This is a genomic window from Chromatium okenii (genome assembly GCF_002958735.1).
GTDB lineage: Bacteria > Pseudomonadota > Gammaproteobacteria > Chromatiales > Chromatiaceae > Chromatium > Chromatium okenii_A.
The window spans coordinates 175,916-191,681 of sequence record NZ_PPGH01000037.1 but is presented as its reverse complement, the minus strand read 5'-3'; the positions used below and the strand labels follow the sequence as shown (position 1 = coordinate 191,681).

General features: G+C 48.9%; 16 protein-coding genes and 3 pseudogenes. 4 read left to right on the top strand and 15 right to left on the bottom strand.

Annotated elements, in window-relative coordinates; translation table 11 throughout:
* Positions 1–94: 94 nt before the first annotated feature.
* The 3 genes from CXB77_RS12755 to CXB77_RS12745 are packed head-to-tail and all read left to right on the top strand — an operon-like array spanning position 95 to position 3,141.
* Positions 95–2,200 carry a type VI secretion system Vgr family protein gene (locus CXB77_RS12755; RefSeq protein WP_105074218.1) on the top strand — a complete coding sequence of 702 codons (2,106 nt, stop codon included), beginning with the start codon at positions 95–97 and terminating at the stop codon, positions 2,198–2,200.
* Positions 2,197–2,727, top strand: a complete 531-nt coding sequence (locus CXB77_RS12750) for a DUF4123 domain-containing protein (RefSeq protein WP_105074217.1) — start codon at positions 2,197–2,199, stop codon at positions 2,725–2,727. Before CXB77_RS12755 ends, CXB77_RS12750 begins: the two co-directional genes overlap by 4 nt.
* A 24-nt stretch (positions 2,728–2,751) precedes the next feature.
* Positions 2,752–3,141, top strand: coding sequence for a DUF4280 domain-containing protein (locus tag CXB77_RS12745; RefSeq protein ID WP_105074216.1), 390 nt, complete (start codon positions 2,752–2,754; stop codon positions 3,139–3,141).
* Here CXB77_RS12745 and CXB77_RS12740 read toward each other — a convergent pair.
* From CXB77_RS12740 to purK, 15 genes and pseudogenes are all read right to left on the bottom strand, one after another.
* Positions 3,122–3,943 carry a hypothetical protein gene (locus CXB77_RS12740; RefSeq protein WP_105074215.1) on the bottom strand — a complete coding sequence of 274 codons (822 nt, stop codon included), beginning with the start codon at positions 3,941–3,943 and terminating at the stop codon, positions 3,122–3,124. The two genes, CXB77_RS12745 and CXB77_RS12740, sit on opposite strands and share 20 nt — an antisense overlap.
* 15 nt (positions 3,944–3,958) lie before the next feature.
* Complete coding sequence (gene tssG / locus CXB77_RS12735) at positions 3,959–4,990, bottom strand: type VI secretion system baseplate subunit TssG (protein ID WP_105074214.1); 1,032 nt, start codon at positions 4,988–4,990, stop codon at positions 3,959–3,961.
* Positions 4,954–5,130, bottom strand: a complete 177-nt coding sequence (locus tag CXB77_RS23150; protein ID WP_277949428.1) for a type VI secretion system baseplate subunit TssF — start codon at positions 5,128–5,130, stop codon at positions 4,954–4,956. Before CXB77_RS23150 ends, tssG begins: the two co-directional genes overlap by 37 nt.
* 52 nt (positions 5,131–5,182) lie before the next feature.
* Positions 5,183–6,919 carry a type VI secretion system baseplate subunit TssF gene (gene tssF, locus CXB77_RS12730; RefSeq protein WP_277949402.1) on the bottom strand — a complete coding sequence of 579 codons (1,737 nt, stop codon included), beginning with the start codon at positions 6,917–6,919 and terminating at the stop codon, positions 5,183–5,185.
* 2 nt (positions 6,920–6,921) lie between these two features.
* Complete coding sequence (gene tssE, locus CXB77_RS12725; protein ID WP_105074213.1) at positions 6,922–7,434, bottom strand: type VI secretion system baseplate subunit TssE; 513 nt, start codon at positions 7,432–7,434, stop codon at positions 6,922–6,924.
* Positions 7,427–8,242, bottom strand: a complete 816-nt coding sequence (locus CXB77_RS12720) for a type VI secretion system accessory protein TagJ (RefSeq protein ID WP_105074212.1) — start codon at positions 8,240–8,242, stop codon at positions 7,427–7,429. The genes tssE and CXB77_RS12720 overlap by 8 nt, the downstream gene beginning before the upstream one ends.
* Before the next feature lie 90 nt (positions 8,243–8,332).
* Entirely contained in the window at positions 8,333–8,833 is a 501-nt protein-coding gene (locus CXB77_RS12715; RefSeq protein WP_105074211.1) for an Hcp family type VI secretion system effector, read from the bottom strand.
* Between the two features lie 109 nt (positions 8,834–8,942).
* Positions 8,943–10,318: pseudogene (tssC, locus tag CXB77_RS12710) on the bottom strand (type VI secretion system contractile sheath large subunit).
* 121 nt (positions 10,319–10,439) lie between these two features.
* Positions 10,440–10,912: pseudogene (gene tssB, locus CXB77_RS12705) on the bottom strand (type VI secretion system contractile sheath small subunit).
* A 425-nt stretch (positions 10,913–11,337) separates the two neighbouring features.
* Entirely contained in the window at positions 11,338–11,850 is a 513-nt protein-coding gene (locus CXB77_RS12695; protein WP_105074209.1) for an ImpA family type VI secretion system protein, read from the bottom strand.
* A gap of 31 nt (positions 11,851–11,881) precedes the next feature.
* Positions 11,882–12,010, bottom strand: coding sequence for a type VI secretion system ImpA family N-terminal domain-containing protein (locus CXB77_RS23145; RefSeq protein ID WP_146108818.1), 129 nt, complete (start codon positions 12,008–12,010; stop codon positions 11,882–11,884).
* A 19-nt stretch (positions 12,011–12,029) separates the two neighbouring features.
* Entirely contained in the window at positions 12,030–12,377 is a 348-nt protein-coding gene (locus CXB77_RS22055; RefSeq protein ID WP_242445694.1) for a hypothetical protein, read from the bottom strand.
* Positions 12,374–13,570, bottom strand: a complete 1,197-nt coding sequence (locus tag CXB77_RS12690) for a class I SAM-dependent methyltransferase (RefSeq protein ID WP_242445693.1) — start codon at positions 13,568–13,570, stop codon at positions 12,374–12,376. The genes CXB77_RS22055 and CXB77_RS12690 overlap by 4 nt, the downstream gene beginning before the upstream one ends.
* Positions 13,571–13,595: 25 nt before the next feature.
* On the bottom strand, positions 13,596–14,111 hold the full coding sequence (gene purE, locus CXB77_RS12685; protein ID WP_105074208.1) for a 5-(carboxyamino)imidazole ribonucleotide mutase: 516 nt from the start codon (positions 14,109–14,111) through the stop codon (positions 13,596–13,598).
* Positions 14,108–15,267, bottom strand: a pseudogene (gene purK / locus CXB77_RS12680) (5-(carboxyamino)imidazole ribonucleotide synthase). Before purK ends, purE begins: the two are co-directional and overlap by 4 nt.
* A gap of 46 nt (positions 15,268–15,313) precedes the next feature.
* Between purK and CXB77_RS12675 the strand changes: the two are divergent.
* Positions 15,314–15,709, top strand: coding sequence for a DUF7682 family zinc-binding protein (locus CXB77_RS12675; protein ID WP_146108817.1), 396 nt, complete (start codon positions 15,314–15,316; stop codon positions 15,707–15,709).
* The last annotated feature ends 57 nt before the right edge of the window (positions 15,710–15,766 follow it).

The following is a 15,766-nucleotide window of genomic DNA, read 5'->3' as shown; positions in this document are numbered from 1 at the left end:
CCTGTCGCTAAATTAAAGACGCGAAATCTGTCTATAATTTGTTGACAGCCAATCGCCATCAACGCTGCAATGATCAACAGCAGTAGCAATTAACATGACAGAGCCAACGCAAAAAAATCGCTTTTTATCCGTCAATACCATTCTCGGTTCAGAGAAATTGTTATTGCGCAGTATGACGGGAAAAGAACGCCTCAGTAGCCCATTTGAATATGAATTGGCACTATTAAGTACCGATATGACTGTTGCACCCGATACGTTATTGGGTACAGCAATGACAGTCGCGCTAACTCTATCTGATAATAGCCGCCGCTTTTATCATGGCTACGTGAGTCGTTTCTCGTTTACAGGATTTCAAGGTCGCTATGCGTGTTATCAAGCAGTATTAGTGCCGTTGCTGTGGTTTTTATCGCGGTCAGCAGACTGCCGTATTTTTCAAAGTAAAACAGTTCCAAACATCGTAAAAGAGATTTTTGAAAAGTATGGACTGACAGATATTGCTGATCGCTGCTCAGGAAGTTTTCGCCAATGGGAATACTGTGTTCAATACCGTGAAACCGATTTAAATTTTATCAATCGCTTGCTCGAACATGAAGGCATTTACTATTTTTTTGAACATGTAGATGGTAAACATACGTTGGTATTTGCAAATGACAGCAGCGCCCATTCAACAGAATTTACAATTCCTTTTTACCGTGAAAGTGCATCTTGGCTGCGTGAGCTTGACCATATTGATCATTGGATTGTGAATAAAGAGGTTTGTTCAGGCGCTTTTGTACATAAAGCCTTTGATTTTACTGTACCAAAAACAAGTTTATTGAAAACAAGTAATGTGCCAAAAGAACATGCGCTTGCCAGCATGGAAGTGTTCGATTTTCCAAATGATTATACCAAGGCAGCAGAAGGTCAAAGCTACGCAAAAATCCGTTTGGAAGAATTACAAACTGAATACGAAACAGTGCAAGCAACTGGGAATGCGCGTGATTTAACCTGCGGTGCATTGTTTACCCTAACTGATTATCCACGCGACGATCAAAACCGTAAATATCTTATTATTGGTGCGAGTTATGTTTTACAGTCTAATGATTTTGAATCGACAGCAACAGTGAACGAAAGTGAGTTATTTTGTATAACGCTCACGGCAATTGATGCACAAACATCTTATCGACCACCGCGTATAACACCAAAACCCGTGGTTCAGGGTTCACAAACGGCAATTGTTGTCGGCAAATCTGGTGAAGAAATCTGGACTGATGTACACGGACGCGTCAAGGTTCAATTTCATTGGGATCGTTATGGTGAATCGAATGAAATGAGTTCTTGTTGGATTCGTGTAGCGCAAATCTGGGCGGGAAAAGGTTGGGGCGGAATAATGACGCCGCGTATTGGTCAGGAAGTTATTGTTGATTTTTTAGAAGGCGATCCCGATCAACCGATTATTACCGGCAGAGTTTATAACGGTGATTGTACGCCACCCTATACTTTACCGGATGAAGCAACCAAGACCACGATTAAAACCAGCAGCAGTAAAGGTGGCGCTGGCTTTAATGAGATTCGTTTAGAAGATAAAAAAGATTCCGAGCAAATTTTTATTCATGCCGAAAAGGATTATGAAACGCGAGTTAAACATGATGCAGTCACTTGGATTGGGAACGAGCAGCATTTAATCGTCACCAAAGATCAGCTTGAACAGATTGATGGAAAACAGCATTTGACGATCGCCAGCGATCAATTAGAAAAAGTTGGCGGCGATAAGCATTTAACGGTGACAGCGGATTATAATCAAAAGGTTAGCAGTGCATCATTAAATGCAACGATGAATATTTTGCAAAAAGCTGGCATGAAATACGCGGCAGATGCCGGTCAGGAAATTCATTTGAAAGGCGGAATGAACGTGGTGATTGAAGCGGGAATGATGGTGACGCTGAAAGCCTCCGGCAGTTTCGTTACCGTGGGACCCACGGGAGTGACTATTTCTGGGCCGATGGTGCTGATTAATAGTGGTGGTGCTGCAGGTGCGGGTTCGGGTTGTTCGCCAGCCAGCGCGACGGCACCGACGAAACCGAGAGAAGCAGGTGAGGCCACAGCTGGCGGAGTTTCCACCGTCACGGCGCAAACGCCTCCGCCTGCGCCGACAGTAGAAAGCAAAACAATGGTTAAGGCGTTGGAAGCAGCGGCAGAAAATGGTGATGCTTTTTTATGAGCGATGACACACAACAACAGGTTTTTCAACGTCGTTTGGGCAATCCTAAACAAGCACTTTGCGCAGTACTCGACGGCGCATCGTTAGCGAATTTGCCAACACTATTGAGCGTATACGGATTGCCAAATGTGTGTTTATTGCCCGGTGATTTGGATGAAGAGCTGGCGCGAGTAGCACCTTATCTTGTTCAATTTCAAGCAGATTCTGAATTTTTAACGTTACTATTAGCGGAAGGATTAGGCAACCATTGGGGTATTCTTGCGGCATCTAATGCGCATTTACGCACCCTGCGTATTCACTTTCGTAATCTACTTTCTGTTTGGGATTTTGAAGGAAATCCACATTATTTTCGCTATTATGATCCTCGCGTATTACGAGTTTATTTGCCAACGTGTAATGCAGAAGAATTGGATATTTTATTTAATCCGATTAGTGCTTATTATATCGAAGGAGAAGTGCCAGCATCATTGCAATGCTTTATGCGTGGCGAGCAGGGTTTAATACAAAGTAAATTGTTATTGGCATAATTAATTTTAATTGAGGACAACCTAATGTCAATGCACGTGTGTTGCGGAGCAATGCTGCAATGTTCATTCGGCATTGCGCCCAGCTCGCTCGTCGTATTACCAACCAACAAGGTAATGACGAGCTACATGCCAGCCGCTAATATCATGGATAATAAACCGATGGTGAATATCCTGCCTTTCGGTATGTGCACCAGCCCTGCGAATCCTACTGTGGCCTCGGCAACTGCGGCAGCACTTGGTGTATTAACGCCAATGCCCTGTATTCCAGCAACAGCGACACCTTGGGTTATTGGTGCGCCAACCGTATTACTCGCCAATATGCCAGCACTTAATGACACTTCTAAATTGATTTGTTCTTATGGTGGTGTGATTTCAGTGATTGTACCTGGTCAATTCACTGAGATGATTCCTTAATTGAATCTGAATCAACAGCAATTGGCGTGATTCCGACCGTTGCAATTCCTTCCGGCGCTGCTGCCAGCATTTGTTCTAACCATAATAATGTTTGTTGATTTAATTGTTCGGCAACGACATCAGGTGTCTGTGTCTCTTGAAGTATTTGCGCGATCCACGAATACAACGGATCAGCGATGCAGCCATGGCCGCATACAAACATTAATCCTGTTAATACACCATAACTACGCAGCGTTGGAAAACCCAACGCTTTCGCTTGTGCATATCCACTGCGAATAATTCCTTGCAACGCTTCTTCGCCTAAATAAGCTGCTTTTAATGGGAAAATGTCGGTTAACACTCGCAGCATTCCCTGCCCAAAATCACGCATTGATAACAAAAAAGGTTGCTGCATAAACAGCATAAAATGCCGTAATGCAACCTGAGTATTTATTCCGCCTTCACCCAATACCTGCGTTTGATAATCCGCAATTTTTTCATAAAGCTGTAGTGCTCGCATCATTTGCGGTGTTTCTTTATCGCGCAGAATCGGCACGATCCAGTGGTATTGTGGATCGCTATCAAATCCACTGCCCAGCAAAAATCGCAATTCCACAAATAACCGAATGGCAGCACGTTCAGTCAATTCGTATTCCGCTGCGCTGTTCATTGCTTGTTTTACTTCTAAACGCAGTGCTTTTTTACCCAAGGTTGAATTCAACATCGGGGTTACTGCTTGAATATGTGTAAGCAATTGGTTTTCAAGTGAAGTGATTGCTGCTTGTTGAAATGCAGCCAGTTGTTCAGCGCGAATAATCAACATGATAAAACATAACTCCTATTGAATAAAACGCAGCGGTTGCAATTGCAAATCTGCTGGATCATGTGCAGGAGTGCGACTGGTGAGCCAAGTTGTCCAGCCTAATTGACTTTTAATTCCCAGTTGCAGCAACGGCGTTTCTTTTCGTTGTAAAATCAGTTGAATATCCCAATCCAATTCATCGCCTAAATAATTGCGCACGATGGCAATCACTCGCGGCAAACTATCGCCGCCGGGCAATAACCGCTGGTAATCAATTAAACTGATCGGGCCGATATGAATGCGAAATTTATATTGGCGATCCCAAATGCGCGAGCCAACAATGGTGCTGCATCCCAAGCTGCCAGTATCGGGTGAAGCGCCGAGTTGCCATTGTGATTCGCGTGGCAATGGCAGCCAATGTCCAACGAATTCTTCAATGCGAATTGGCAATTGAAAAAAGTCAGTTAAAATTGCAACCAATCCTTCGGGATGACGGGTTTGGGCAGCGAAACGTCCAGCGTAATGACGTTTGGCTAAATCCGGCAGCGCGTCGCGCTCGCAATACGTCGGCATTCCTTGCCCGAATAATGCGCCAAGATAAATACTAAAGCGGTCAGTTTCGGGTCGATCAAAATTGACAGTTGGGCGCGAATTCGCCCAAGCGCGATAAAATAAAGTTAAAATGCGATGATGAAACACATCCGCAAAATGAACAAAAGTGGCATCATTTGAATTGCGTTGGCGGTCGCGGGCGTATTCACTTAAATGCAGCGGCAATGGGCCATTGGGGCCGAATAAACCGAGAAAATAAACCGCCATCCGAGCGGGATGTGTGTCATTTTCTAATTGAAAAGATGCCAGCGTGGAGGGCGCAAAACTCAATGAGGGTTGCTGCGTTAGCCGCAGCGCTTCTTGCGCCGGGCGCGTGGTTTGTCCGAGCCGAGGCTGTTGGCGATATGCACATTCCAATTGCCGCAGCGCCTGCAAAAAATCAAACCGATGCGGCTCGTCGTGCAGCGCCCGCAGCAGGGTTAGCAGGTGTGACGGCGTCCGATCCGCGCTGGCCATCGCATCACCTCGCCGTGATCTGGGGTTGTGATGATGGTCTCGGTGAACGAGTTGACCGAGACATATTTGGCGAAAAATTGCTCCAGCACTGCGCCGAGCAGAAAGACGCCGCTGCCTTCAAATGCCGCTGGATCAAGCAGTAACGTGATTTGCAGACCTCGCGCAAAGCAAATCCCCCCGCCCCCCCTTTTTCTAAGGGGGGAGAATCAGAAAGCCCCCCTTTGGAAAAGGGGGGTTGGGGGATTGGTCAATAGGCAGTTGGGTGGATTTAGGCAACCGCCGCGTGATTGGCGTCGTCCGAATGGAGCGCACGCCCTCAATTTGCGCCTGAGTTGCGGCATCACTTTGATCGCCGTACAGCGCCAGCAGCTCGCGCAACGCAGTCGCACCTTGCGCAACGTCTTGATCGCACAGCGATAAATAATTGAGCGATAAATGACTAATCAGCCGCCATGCGTTATCGCCACGCGGAAACGACGGACGCGGTTTGGTCGGCCCCGCCACGCAGCGCACTGACTGCACCGGTGCGCCAATATCAAACACGAAATCGGTTTCACCTTTGCCGAGCGGCAGTTGCAGCGGTAAATCCCGATTGGTACACAGCACCTGCATGGCGAGCTGGCGCAGATCGTGGTGATACGGCGCGGCGTCAGCATCCACCAAACTGATAAACACCTCGCCGCCGAGATAACTGGAACGCGGCCCGCGCTGGCGCTGTTGCGCGGATGGCACACGCGGAGCGCGATGCACGGTGTAATACGCCCGCTGCGTCCGGCCGCCGACAAAATCGCGTGCGGTATAAAACGGCAGAAATTCCTGCTCCGGCTCGCTGTGACTGTTGATGCCGATCACTTCGGTGATGCCAAACACTTCCAGATCAAGCGGCAGCGTCCGATCCGGTACGACGTGATATTCATGGTTTTGATGATTCAAATGAATGCGATCGGCGCGTTTCGGAAACAGATTGATCGCCGTCGTGCAATGCAGCGCGAAATAGCTGGCATCAAACGCATCTTCTTCAAACACGCCGCCTTGATCCAGCAAAACGATGATGTCCAATTCGGTCGTCGTGCAACGCCGCACCGCGTCCGCCAGCCCGGTGACATCGACAAACAGATACCGTTCGGGAAAAGCGAAGTATTCCTGCAACAGCCGATAGCCTTGAAACGACTGCGGCCCGTATGGCAGCAACGCCTCGGCGTCATCAAAACCAACACGCTGAATGCTGGCTGCCGGCAGCCGCATCTGCCACGGCGCGGGATGCGTCGCCGGACGGACAATCACCGCCAGCGCGTGTCCAAGTAATTGTTCATACAGGCGCATTCGCAAATCATCGCCGCCGCGCAGAAAAATCCGCAGCCGCTCCAGCGCCAGTTGATTGAACGTCAAGCCCGGCGCTGCCACCCGCAGCCGCAACCGAATTCCCGCTTTAACGCCCTTCACCGTTTCCGCGCTGACCGCCTGCGCTGCCGTGAGCGCCAGCGGTTTCGCTTCAATCAGTTCAATCGGCCACAGCGTCACGTCGGCGGCGGTGCGATATTCGCAACTGGTGCGCTCACCTTTGCCGAGCAGACTGCGCAAACTGCTGCCGCGTGGAATCACCGCACCTTCCGCCAGCACACTGCCCTTGCTCAAATCTGGCTGACACGCGACCACCGCCATCGACGGAATTGGCGCGAGATAATGCGGATAGACCATCTCCAGCAGATGCTGGGTGAAGTTGGGAAATTCGGCATCGAGTTTGAGCTGGACGCGAGCAGTGAGAAACGCAAACCCTTCGAGCAGGCGCTCGACGTAGGGATCGGCACATTCAAAGCCTTCGAGGCCGAGACGACCGGCGATTTTGGGATAATCGCGGGCGAATTCCGCGCCCATTTCGCGGATGAATTGGAGTTCGCGGTTGTAATAGCGGAGAAAATCGGGGTCCATCGTTAGCCGCCAGCGCCAGAATGTTCAACGATCCTGACCTCGCCGAGTTCGAGATCAAGTTCCGTTTTCAAAAAAATGCGCAGCGGCACCGGCTGCGCCCACAAATCGCCTTCAATATCAAAGGTGAGCGTGTTGTGACTCATCCGGTCGGGATCGACGCGAGCATGAACCCGCACCGAATGGCGCAGAATGCGCGGCTCAAAATCCCAAATCGCCTGCCGCACTGCCTGCTCAATTTTGCCGACATCGACGCCGGACGCGGTCAAGCCGGTGATGTCCGGGATGCCGTAATTGAGCACCGAATGCGCCACAAACGGCGCGTCATCCAGATTCTGCACGGTGTCCAAACGGCTGGCGTTGAGCAGCCACGCGAGATCGCGCAACACGCTGGCGCGGAGCTGGCGCATTGAAATCACACGCTTTTCCCGCGATTCCTGCCGCTGCTCCGGTTCGTCATCGGTCAAGCGATCCAGCAGCGCCGGTTGCAGGCGCTCCTTTTGGGTTAATTCAGCCACAATTTGAATCCGTATCAAATGGCGGATTGAATTCAATCCGGCGCACATCCATCAATGAATAATCGCCGTTATCGGTAGTCAACATGCGCTGGCCTTGACCGAGATAAATCTCGCTGGTGATTTCAGTCCATTCCGTTTTACGCGCCAAACGCAATAATGGATCGGAATGGGTTTCTGTGCTCGGATAGCGGGTTGGAATTAAACCCACAGTTTCGCCGCCATTAGTAAACGTAAAATGTGCGGGCATCCACACTAAATCGCGCAAATCTTCTGGCGGATCAATTAAAACCGTGCGCAACCGCTGAAATGGAATCCAATAATAATGACCGTTCACAATCGCTTCTAATACCGGCCCTAAACGCGAATCAGCATCCATCATCCATTCAAAAGCAACGCCATCAATGTTGCCAGCATTCATTGGCGCGGCGGCAAATGCTTGTTCACGCACTGCAATTGCTTGTTCATTCGCACCTTGCGCAATGAAACGCTGCGCTTCTAATAATAACGCCAGCCATTCTTCTGGCTCACCAAAAATCAATGGCGCACGGCGTCCAGCAAAGATCGCAGCGCGGAGCACTTCACAACGCAATGCCTCGCGGTAAGTTTGCACCATCGGCAACGTGGCAGCATCCAATTCACCGGCAACGCCGAGCTGATTTAATGCGCGTTCCCATTGCCCCAGCACGGCTAATAATTGAAATAAAAAAACGCGATAATTCGCGTTGGCGGGGTCTTTGCGTACCTGCGCCTGTAGCTGGCGCAATGTCTCATCCAAGTCACCATCTTTTAATGATTGTTCGGCTTGCATTGACGCACATCTCCGGCAGGAATGAATAACTTAATCAAAGAAAATCGCCCGCTAATCAATTGAAATCGGCGGGCGATAACACAGCGATAATTAACTCACATCACCTTCATTTGCTTCGATATTCCACTTGAAGGTCTTCGCTGTTCCCGCAGCACCCGTTGCATCCTGCGGCGTGTATTTGAATTCAACCTTGGCGAAGTTAAAGGTGACATTCTCAGTCAAACGATCTTCACCACCAGAACCACCAGTAGACACCGAAGTCACCAATAACTCTTTCATGGTGATAATCAGGTAAGGGATCGCATCCTTACCAACTTTTCCACCAGATTTGCGAATGGTCAAAATGGCGCTGGGAATATGCTGACCACTGGCGCAATACAGCAGTAGTAATGGTGATGCAATATCAACCCACTTGGTGAATGATAAATCTTGCACATTCACCTTGCCTGCACCGCCACCGCCGCCGGTGTGGAATGAACCTGAATTGCTTTCACCCCAGCTCCACGCCAGCACATCGATCTGATCCACAAAACCTGTAATTTTGCTCTCGCCTGCAATTCCTTCGATCTTCAGTAGCATGTCAAATGCCATTGCCGTTCTCCTGATGCAATAGTGAATGAAACAACGAACAAACCCACACGCTTCACGACCTCACAATGCTGCAGGATAATCATTTGCTGCTGCATTGTGTCAAACCGTATCAACCGCCTTTTTGTGACGGCAGTTTAGAAACCAAACGCAGTGAAACGGTCAAGCCTTCTAATTGATAATGCGGACGCAAAAAGAACTGCGAACTGTAATAACCGGGATTGCCTTCAATTTCCTGTACCCGCACTTCTGCTGCTGCCAATGGTTTCCGCGCCTTACTTTCTTCAGAAGAATGTGCTGGATCGCCATCAACATATTGACGAATCCATTGATTGAGCCAGCGCTCCATATCATCGCGTTCTTTGAATGAACCGATTTTATCCCGCACGATACATTTCAAATAATGCGCAAAGCGGCAGGTGGCGAATAAATACGGCAAACGTGCGGCGAGATTCGCATTCGCCGTTGCATCTGGATCATCGTATTCAAACGGTTTTTGCAATGACTTGCGCCCGATGAATGCCGCAAAATCCGAGTTCTTTTTATGAATCAGCGGCATGAATCCATTCTTGGCTAATTCAGCTTCGCGCCGGTCGCTAATCGCAATCTCGGTTGGGCATTTCATATCAACGCCGCCGTCATCAGTCGGGAAGTATGCGTCGGCAAACCTTCCACTGCGCCACCGGATTCAATTCCGCGAATCCGCGAACACCAGCCGTACAATTTGAATGAGCGATTGATATTGGTCGCCATCGCATACGCCGAATTTGCCCAACTGTATTTATTATGATCAGCGCCGTCGGTGTCTTCTTCAAAATCGAATTCATCAACTGGATTCGTTTTCGCGCCATACGGCAAACGAGCGAGAAAACGCGGCATTGTCAAACCAATATAACGCGCATCATCCGATTCACGTAGTGAACGCCAAGCGGCGTATTCAGGAGTTTGGAATATCTTGGTTAAATCACGCGGATTCGCCAATTCGCTCCAAGAATCCATTTGCATCACACCGGGGTCGGTGCCAGCAATAAATGGTGCGTGCATTGCTGCGCACACTTTTGAAATCTCGCTTAAAAATTCAACATCGGGCGGGCTATGATCAAAATGATAATCACCGACTAAACAGCCATAGGGTTCACCGCCGAACTGCCCGTATTCTTCTTCATACATCCGCTTGAACAGCGGGCTTTGATCCCAAGCCGTGCCCTTGAATTTCTTCAAGGTTTTATGCACTTCTTTCTTGGAAATGTTCATCACCCGAATCTTGAGCATTTCATCGGTCTCAGTATTATTGACCATGTAATGCAGACCGCGCCATGCCCCTTCCAATTGTTGAAATTCAGGGTGATGCAGAATTAAATTCACCTGCTCACTCAATTTCTTATCAATCTCAGCAATAATTGAACTGATGGTATTGACGACATCAGCAGACATCGTCACCGAACCAGCAAGTGCTTGTTCCGCTAACGTTTTTACCGCCTCAGTCACCGCTTCTTCGCCCGTTCTGATTTCGGGCGAAATTCCTTTTCTAATAGCGCACTGAAATCACTGGGTTCAAAGTCGTTGCGCCAGCCTGACCTTGTTCTTGAAGTTCTGCGTCAGCCACGATTTAACCCTCAGTTGGCGTTGATGCGGCGTCGTCCTGCGGCTTGGGCGCAGAAGCTAACGATTGCAGCAGGGCGGGGTCTTGTAATGCTTTGGCAATTAAATCCTCAGCACCAGTTTTTCCGTCCATATAACTCAGTAGATTAGACAACTGTTCCCGCGCTTGCAGCAACTTATTTAATGCGCAACTTTACGCGCAATTGCCGCAGGTGAAAAATCATCCATGCTCTCAAAAGTAATATCAACGCTCAGATTCCCTTCACCGGTCAGCGTATTTGGCACCTGAAATGCGGTGCGCGGCTTCATCGCTTGAGCCGATCATCAAAATTATCAACATCAATTTCTAAAAACTTGCGTCGGCAACTGGCGGCAAGGCTTCAGCAGGTTTGCCCGATAAATCAGCCATCACGCCCATAATAAATGGAGCTGAACCTTTTTTTCTGCGCCGTATAATTCAACATCGTATTCAATTTGCACTCGTGGAGCGCGATTTCTTGCAATGAATTTCTGACTACTTTGTGCCACAACAGTATCTCCTCAACGGTTGAATTCGATTCGTCAACAGAGCCGCAATGATCTGGCCTGTGCCAAACCATCTGGAGCAATCTGCAAAATCTCTAAAATCTTTTTCACTAATTTGGCGCGAGCAGCATGGAACCGGACTAGACGGCTCTTCCGCTGATAATAATCGCATAAAAGATCAAGTGCACGAATAACATCGTTGCGATTATTAATAGCATTAACGCCTGTGCAGTGGGTTGACCTGTGTTTGCAACCACATTTGCATCTCATCTGTCGGGGATTCTGCAACCGCATCATTCGCCAATTCTGGCGCTTGTTTAATCCGCAGTGCCAACGGCGCGGCAATACTTTTTCTGCTCTTTATCAGGCCACTGAGTGCGTCATATCGGTGCAGCGCCGACGCCAACCTGTGTTAAAAGCACCGCCTCGATGTTGGCAATCAATTGCCGCGATTGACTAATGGCAGTCGCAGTTGCCTGCAATACTGAAAATTCAACTTGTTGAAATGCTGCCTCAATCACATTTAATTCTGGCGCTGGCGCACCTTTTGGTGGCGTAATTTCTTTATTCGCAATTTGCCAATCACGCAAACCAAAACTGCCAATTCCTCGCGCATTCACTAATGGCGCAAACCGCAGTCCGTCAAGTGTCATTTCTGGGTCGCATAGCGTCACGATGGTATTAATCCGCGACGTTGGATCATTATCATCGTCAGGATCAAGCAATGGATAAACAGACTCCCAGTATTGCGCTAGTAATCCGTGAATAAGCGTTAAACCATCACAAAACCCGTTCCAACCCTGAGTACGAATTAACGCCTGAGTCAAATATGCTGCAATGCGCAAATCTTTGGTGCGTTTGAATAATTCAATTGCTTCACGTTGTACCTGCATCCAATCTGGCGGTTCGGCGGGAACAATTGTATTACCAAAACCTGTTCTGTTTTCCGCGAGTGGCGCGTTCTAATGCGCCATAATTTGCGTCATATTCTAAATCTTCACCGCAAGGTTGCGCTGGAGATATTTCTTTTAATAACACATCAATGTCGATCAAAGGTTGACTCCTTAATCAATTAAGATGCAATCTGCAATGCAATTAAAATATGCAATTGCTTTTCTGTAAACACGGTTGCTTCTGTTAACAATTGCTGATAATTTTCTTCAGCAGTTTCAAGTGTTTTACCCTCTTTAACGAGCTTGGCGTTTTGCGCAGCTAACACCTGCCATGCGAATTGTGCCCACTCTGCTGGCTGTTGATGACCTTGTATTCTTGCCAATAGAAAAAGTTGCTGAAAACGCCCCACTGCAACACCACTTCCCGTTACTGGGCTGGCGAGATAACCAATATCACCACGTCCACGCGCCAGTGTAATGAGATGCGTATTCAGTTTGTCTGTGTGCGCTTTCGATTGTGCAATCACGGATTCATCCTGTACTGCTGCAATTTGACCGTGCCCGTGAGCACTAAAATCGCCTGCACCACCTGAGCAAAACTAACTCCTTTATCTTTAACCGCTAATTCAATTTGTGCCAGCGTTTTCGGAGTGTGATCGGCTAATACATCAAGCACAGGATGATAAACACCAATATCCATTGTGCATTCACCCAATGCACCTGCGGCTTTTAATGAGACATCTGCGCGATGAAGCATTAAGATCACGCGCATATTTCGCAGACCTTCTATTTGTTCAATGGAATTGATGCGCCGCGCACCTTTAATCCAGTAATCACGTCGAAATTGCTGATTGACCATGAAATCTCGCGCTGTTTCGCGGAATAGCACGTCGGGAATCTCTTGCAAAAACGCCTGTTGATCTGCGGTCAAATTCATTGCACTGACATGATCGAGATAATGCGCAGAACAAGCGTAATTCAGTTTCGCTGGCATTAACCAATTGGCGATTGTCGCAAAGTGCATTGGCTCCCAATTGCGATTGAAATACTCGTGGGCGAGATAATTGCGGTTTTGTTCGGCGAGTTTTTTAACGCGCTCATTGACTTGCGGATTCGCACGAGCATACAGCGGATTGGTAGCTAACAGTTTGTCGGTGAATGCTAATGCTGCGTCAAGACCATTTAAAACGCCCTGACCTTTGACGCCCATAATTTCGCTATATTCGGTCATTAAATGTCGAATTGGCGCAAAGGCTGCCCAGCCCGGTAAAGCGTTATAACTGAGATAAAGCACACCACCAACTTTTAATTTGCGGCGAATGAAATCAACAATAACTGCGCGGCTCTCATCGGAAATCCAACTCCAAATGCCGTGCAAGCCGATATAATCAAAATCTGGTAAATCATCGCGGCGGCAAAAATCACTGAATGATTGATCAAAAAGCTGGGCATTTGCACCACTGGCGGCAGCTAACGATTGCGCAAAACTGACTTGGCTGGGATTAAAATCAGTTGCCCATAATTGACCATTGGCTTGTGCGGCAGCGTGGATATTGGCGCTTAAACCCTGACCAAATCCCAATTCGCACACGCTGGCAGTTTCAGGAAACGCCAGCCCAAGATTTAGAAACAGCAGACGTATCCGCAATGGATTTAGTTCTTGATAATAGCCATGCGTGTAATCAATTTCGGTGATGTAGCCGTCAGTCCAATCAGTCACAATAAACCTCGCTGTTTGTCAATTACTATTGCTGTTCGCTGCATTCCAATAACGCTGCTTTTTCTAAAACCTGCAATTCTAATTCACGTTTATAGCGCACAATTTGTTCACGCAATACTGCATCAGATGCGCCGAGAATTTGCGCGGCAAGAATGCCCGCATTTTTTGCGCCGTTAATGGCGACGGTGGCGACCGGCACTCCAGCAGGCATTTGCACGATTGACAGCAGCGAATCTTCGCCGGACAGGTGCGCACTTTTCACCGGAACGCCAATCACCGGCAGCGGCGTAATTGCTGCGGCCATGCCCGGCAAATGCGCTGCGCCGCCCGCGCCAGCGATGATGACGCGCAGCCCGCGCTCCACGGCGGTTTCGGCGTAATCGAACAGGCGGCGCGGAGTGCGATGCGCAGAAACGATGGTCATTTCATACGCGACGCCAAATGTGCTCAGTATTGCCGCTGCCTCGCGCATCACTGGCAAATCCGAATCGCTGCCCATGATGATGCCAACTTGTGGCTGGCGCGGAGTGTCTGCGTTCATGGGTGATCTTCTCCTGAAATTTCAATAAGATCGCGTACTTGTTCGGCTTTATTGCGGGCGCAGGCGAGATCAGCATCCAGCACCGTGACATGCCCCATTTTGCGAAACGGCGCAGTTGCAGCCTTGCCGTATAGATGCAAACACACGCCGGGAATTGCCAGCGCCTCCGCCATTCCTTTGATCACCGGTCGCCCGCGATGCCCGGGCGCACCGAGCAGGTTAATCATTGCTGCTGGCGACAATTGCGCCGTGGAGCCGAGCGGCAGCCCAACGACTGCGCGTAAATGCTGCTCAAATTGATCGGTCACATTGGCTTCAATGGTGTGATGACCGGAGTTGTGCGTGCGCGGCGCGACTTCATTCACCAGTAAAGTGCCGTCCGCCAGCAGAAACATTTCTACCCCGAAAATGCCCACGCCGCCGAGCACATCCAACGTGCGCACTGCGAGCTGCTGGGCAGCAATTGCAACGGCAGCAGGAATTTGTGCGGGCGCCAGCAACATGTCCAACACATTTTCGCCGGGACGAAAACACATTTCGACCACTGGATAACTGCGGCAATCGCCGTCACGTCCACGAGCCACCAACACCGCCAGCTCTTTCTCTGCTGGCACGAAATGCTCCAGCAGCGACGGCAGCGGTAAATGCTGCGGATACTCTGCGGCGTGGTGCAAAATTGCCACGCCGCGCCCGTCATAACCACCGCGTCGCGCCTTTTGCACTAGCGGATAGCCAAATGCTGCGAACGCTTCGGGACTCGGTTCGGGCATGGCGATGAACGGCGCAGTAGGAATTCCCGCATCGGCTAACGCTTGTTTTTGCGTCAATTTATCCTGAATCAGCGCCAGCACCTGCGGCGACGGATGAATCTGATGACCTTCGCGTTCAAGCTGAATCAGGGTTTCCGCGTCGATGTCTTCAATATCAAAGTGGTGACATCGCAGGATTCGACCAACTCGCGCAACCGCGCTGGATCGTGGTAATGACCGACGATTTGATGGCCTGCGACTTGACCAGCGGGCGAGCCGGGCGTCGGATCAAGCACCACGCAGGTGCAACCGAGACGTTTCGCTGCTTTGGCCATCATGCGACCCAGTTGACCGCCGCCGATGATGCCCAGCCGAACGAGCGGAAGCGTGAGATAAGGGTTTGTCATGGGTGTAAATTGGTCACATTTATTGGGTTATTAGGAAGAGATGTTAATGGCAAAAAAGCAATTTCCATGTGGACATCGAGGTCAGGGTCAATACTGTCATCGGTGTGCGCAAGAACAAAATTCTCTTATCAAAAAAGAATATGATGAGAAAGCACATGAAGAATGGATGGCTTTATTTGCATCTGATCCAGTTAATTTACGAAAACTCGAGAACAAGCAATTGATCGATAAAGCAAGAAATATCATAAAAGATATTCATAGTGGAACCCCATATACACACTACAAAGGGAAACGAATGCGTTACGATAGAAATGTCATCTCAGTTCCAATAAATCGAGATTATCGGCTGGTTTTTCATGTGATTGAAAAGAAACTCCAAGTGCATAAGTTAATGAGCCATGAAGAATACAATGTCAAAAAACCGGGTGAAAAAAACCAATAATCTCGCAGGTTATTTATGATTGTTGATGTTGTGGTGCGAGATGCGCTGCTGGGATGT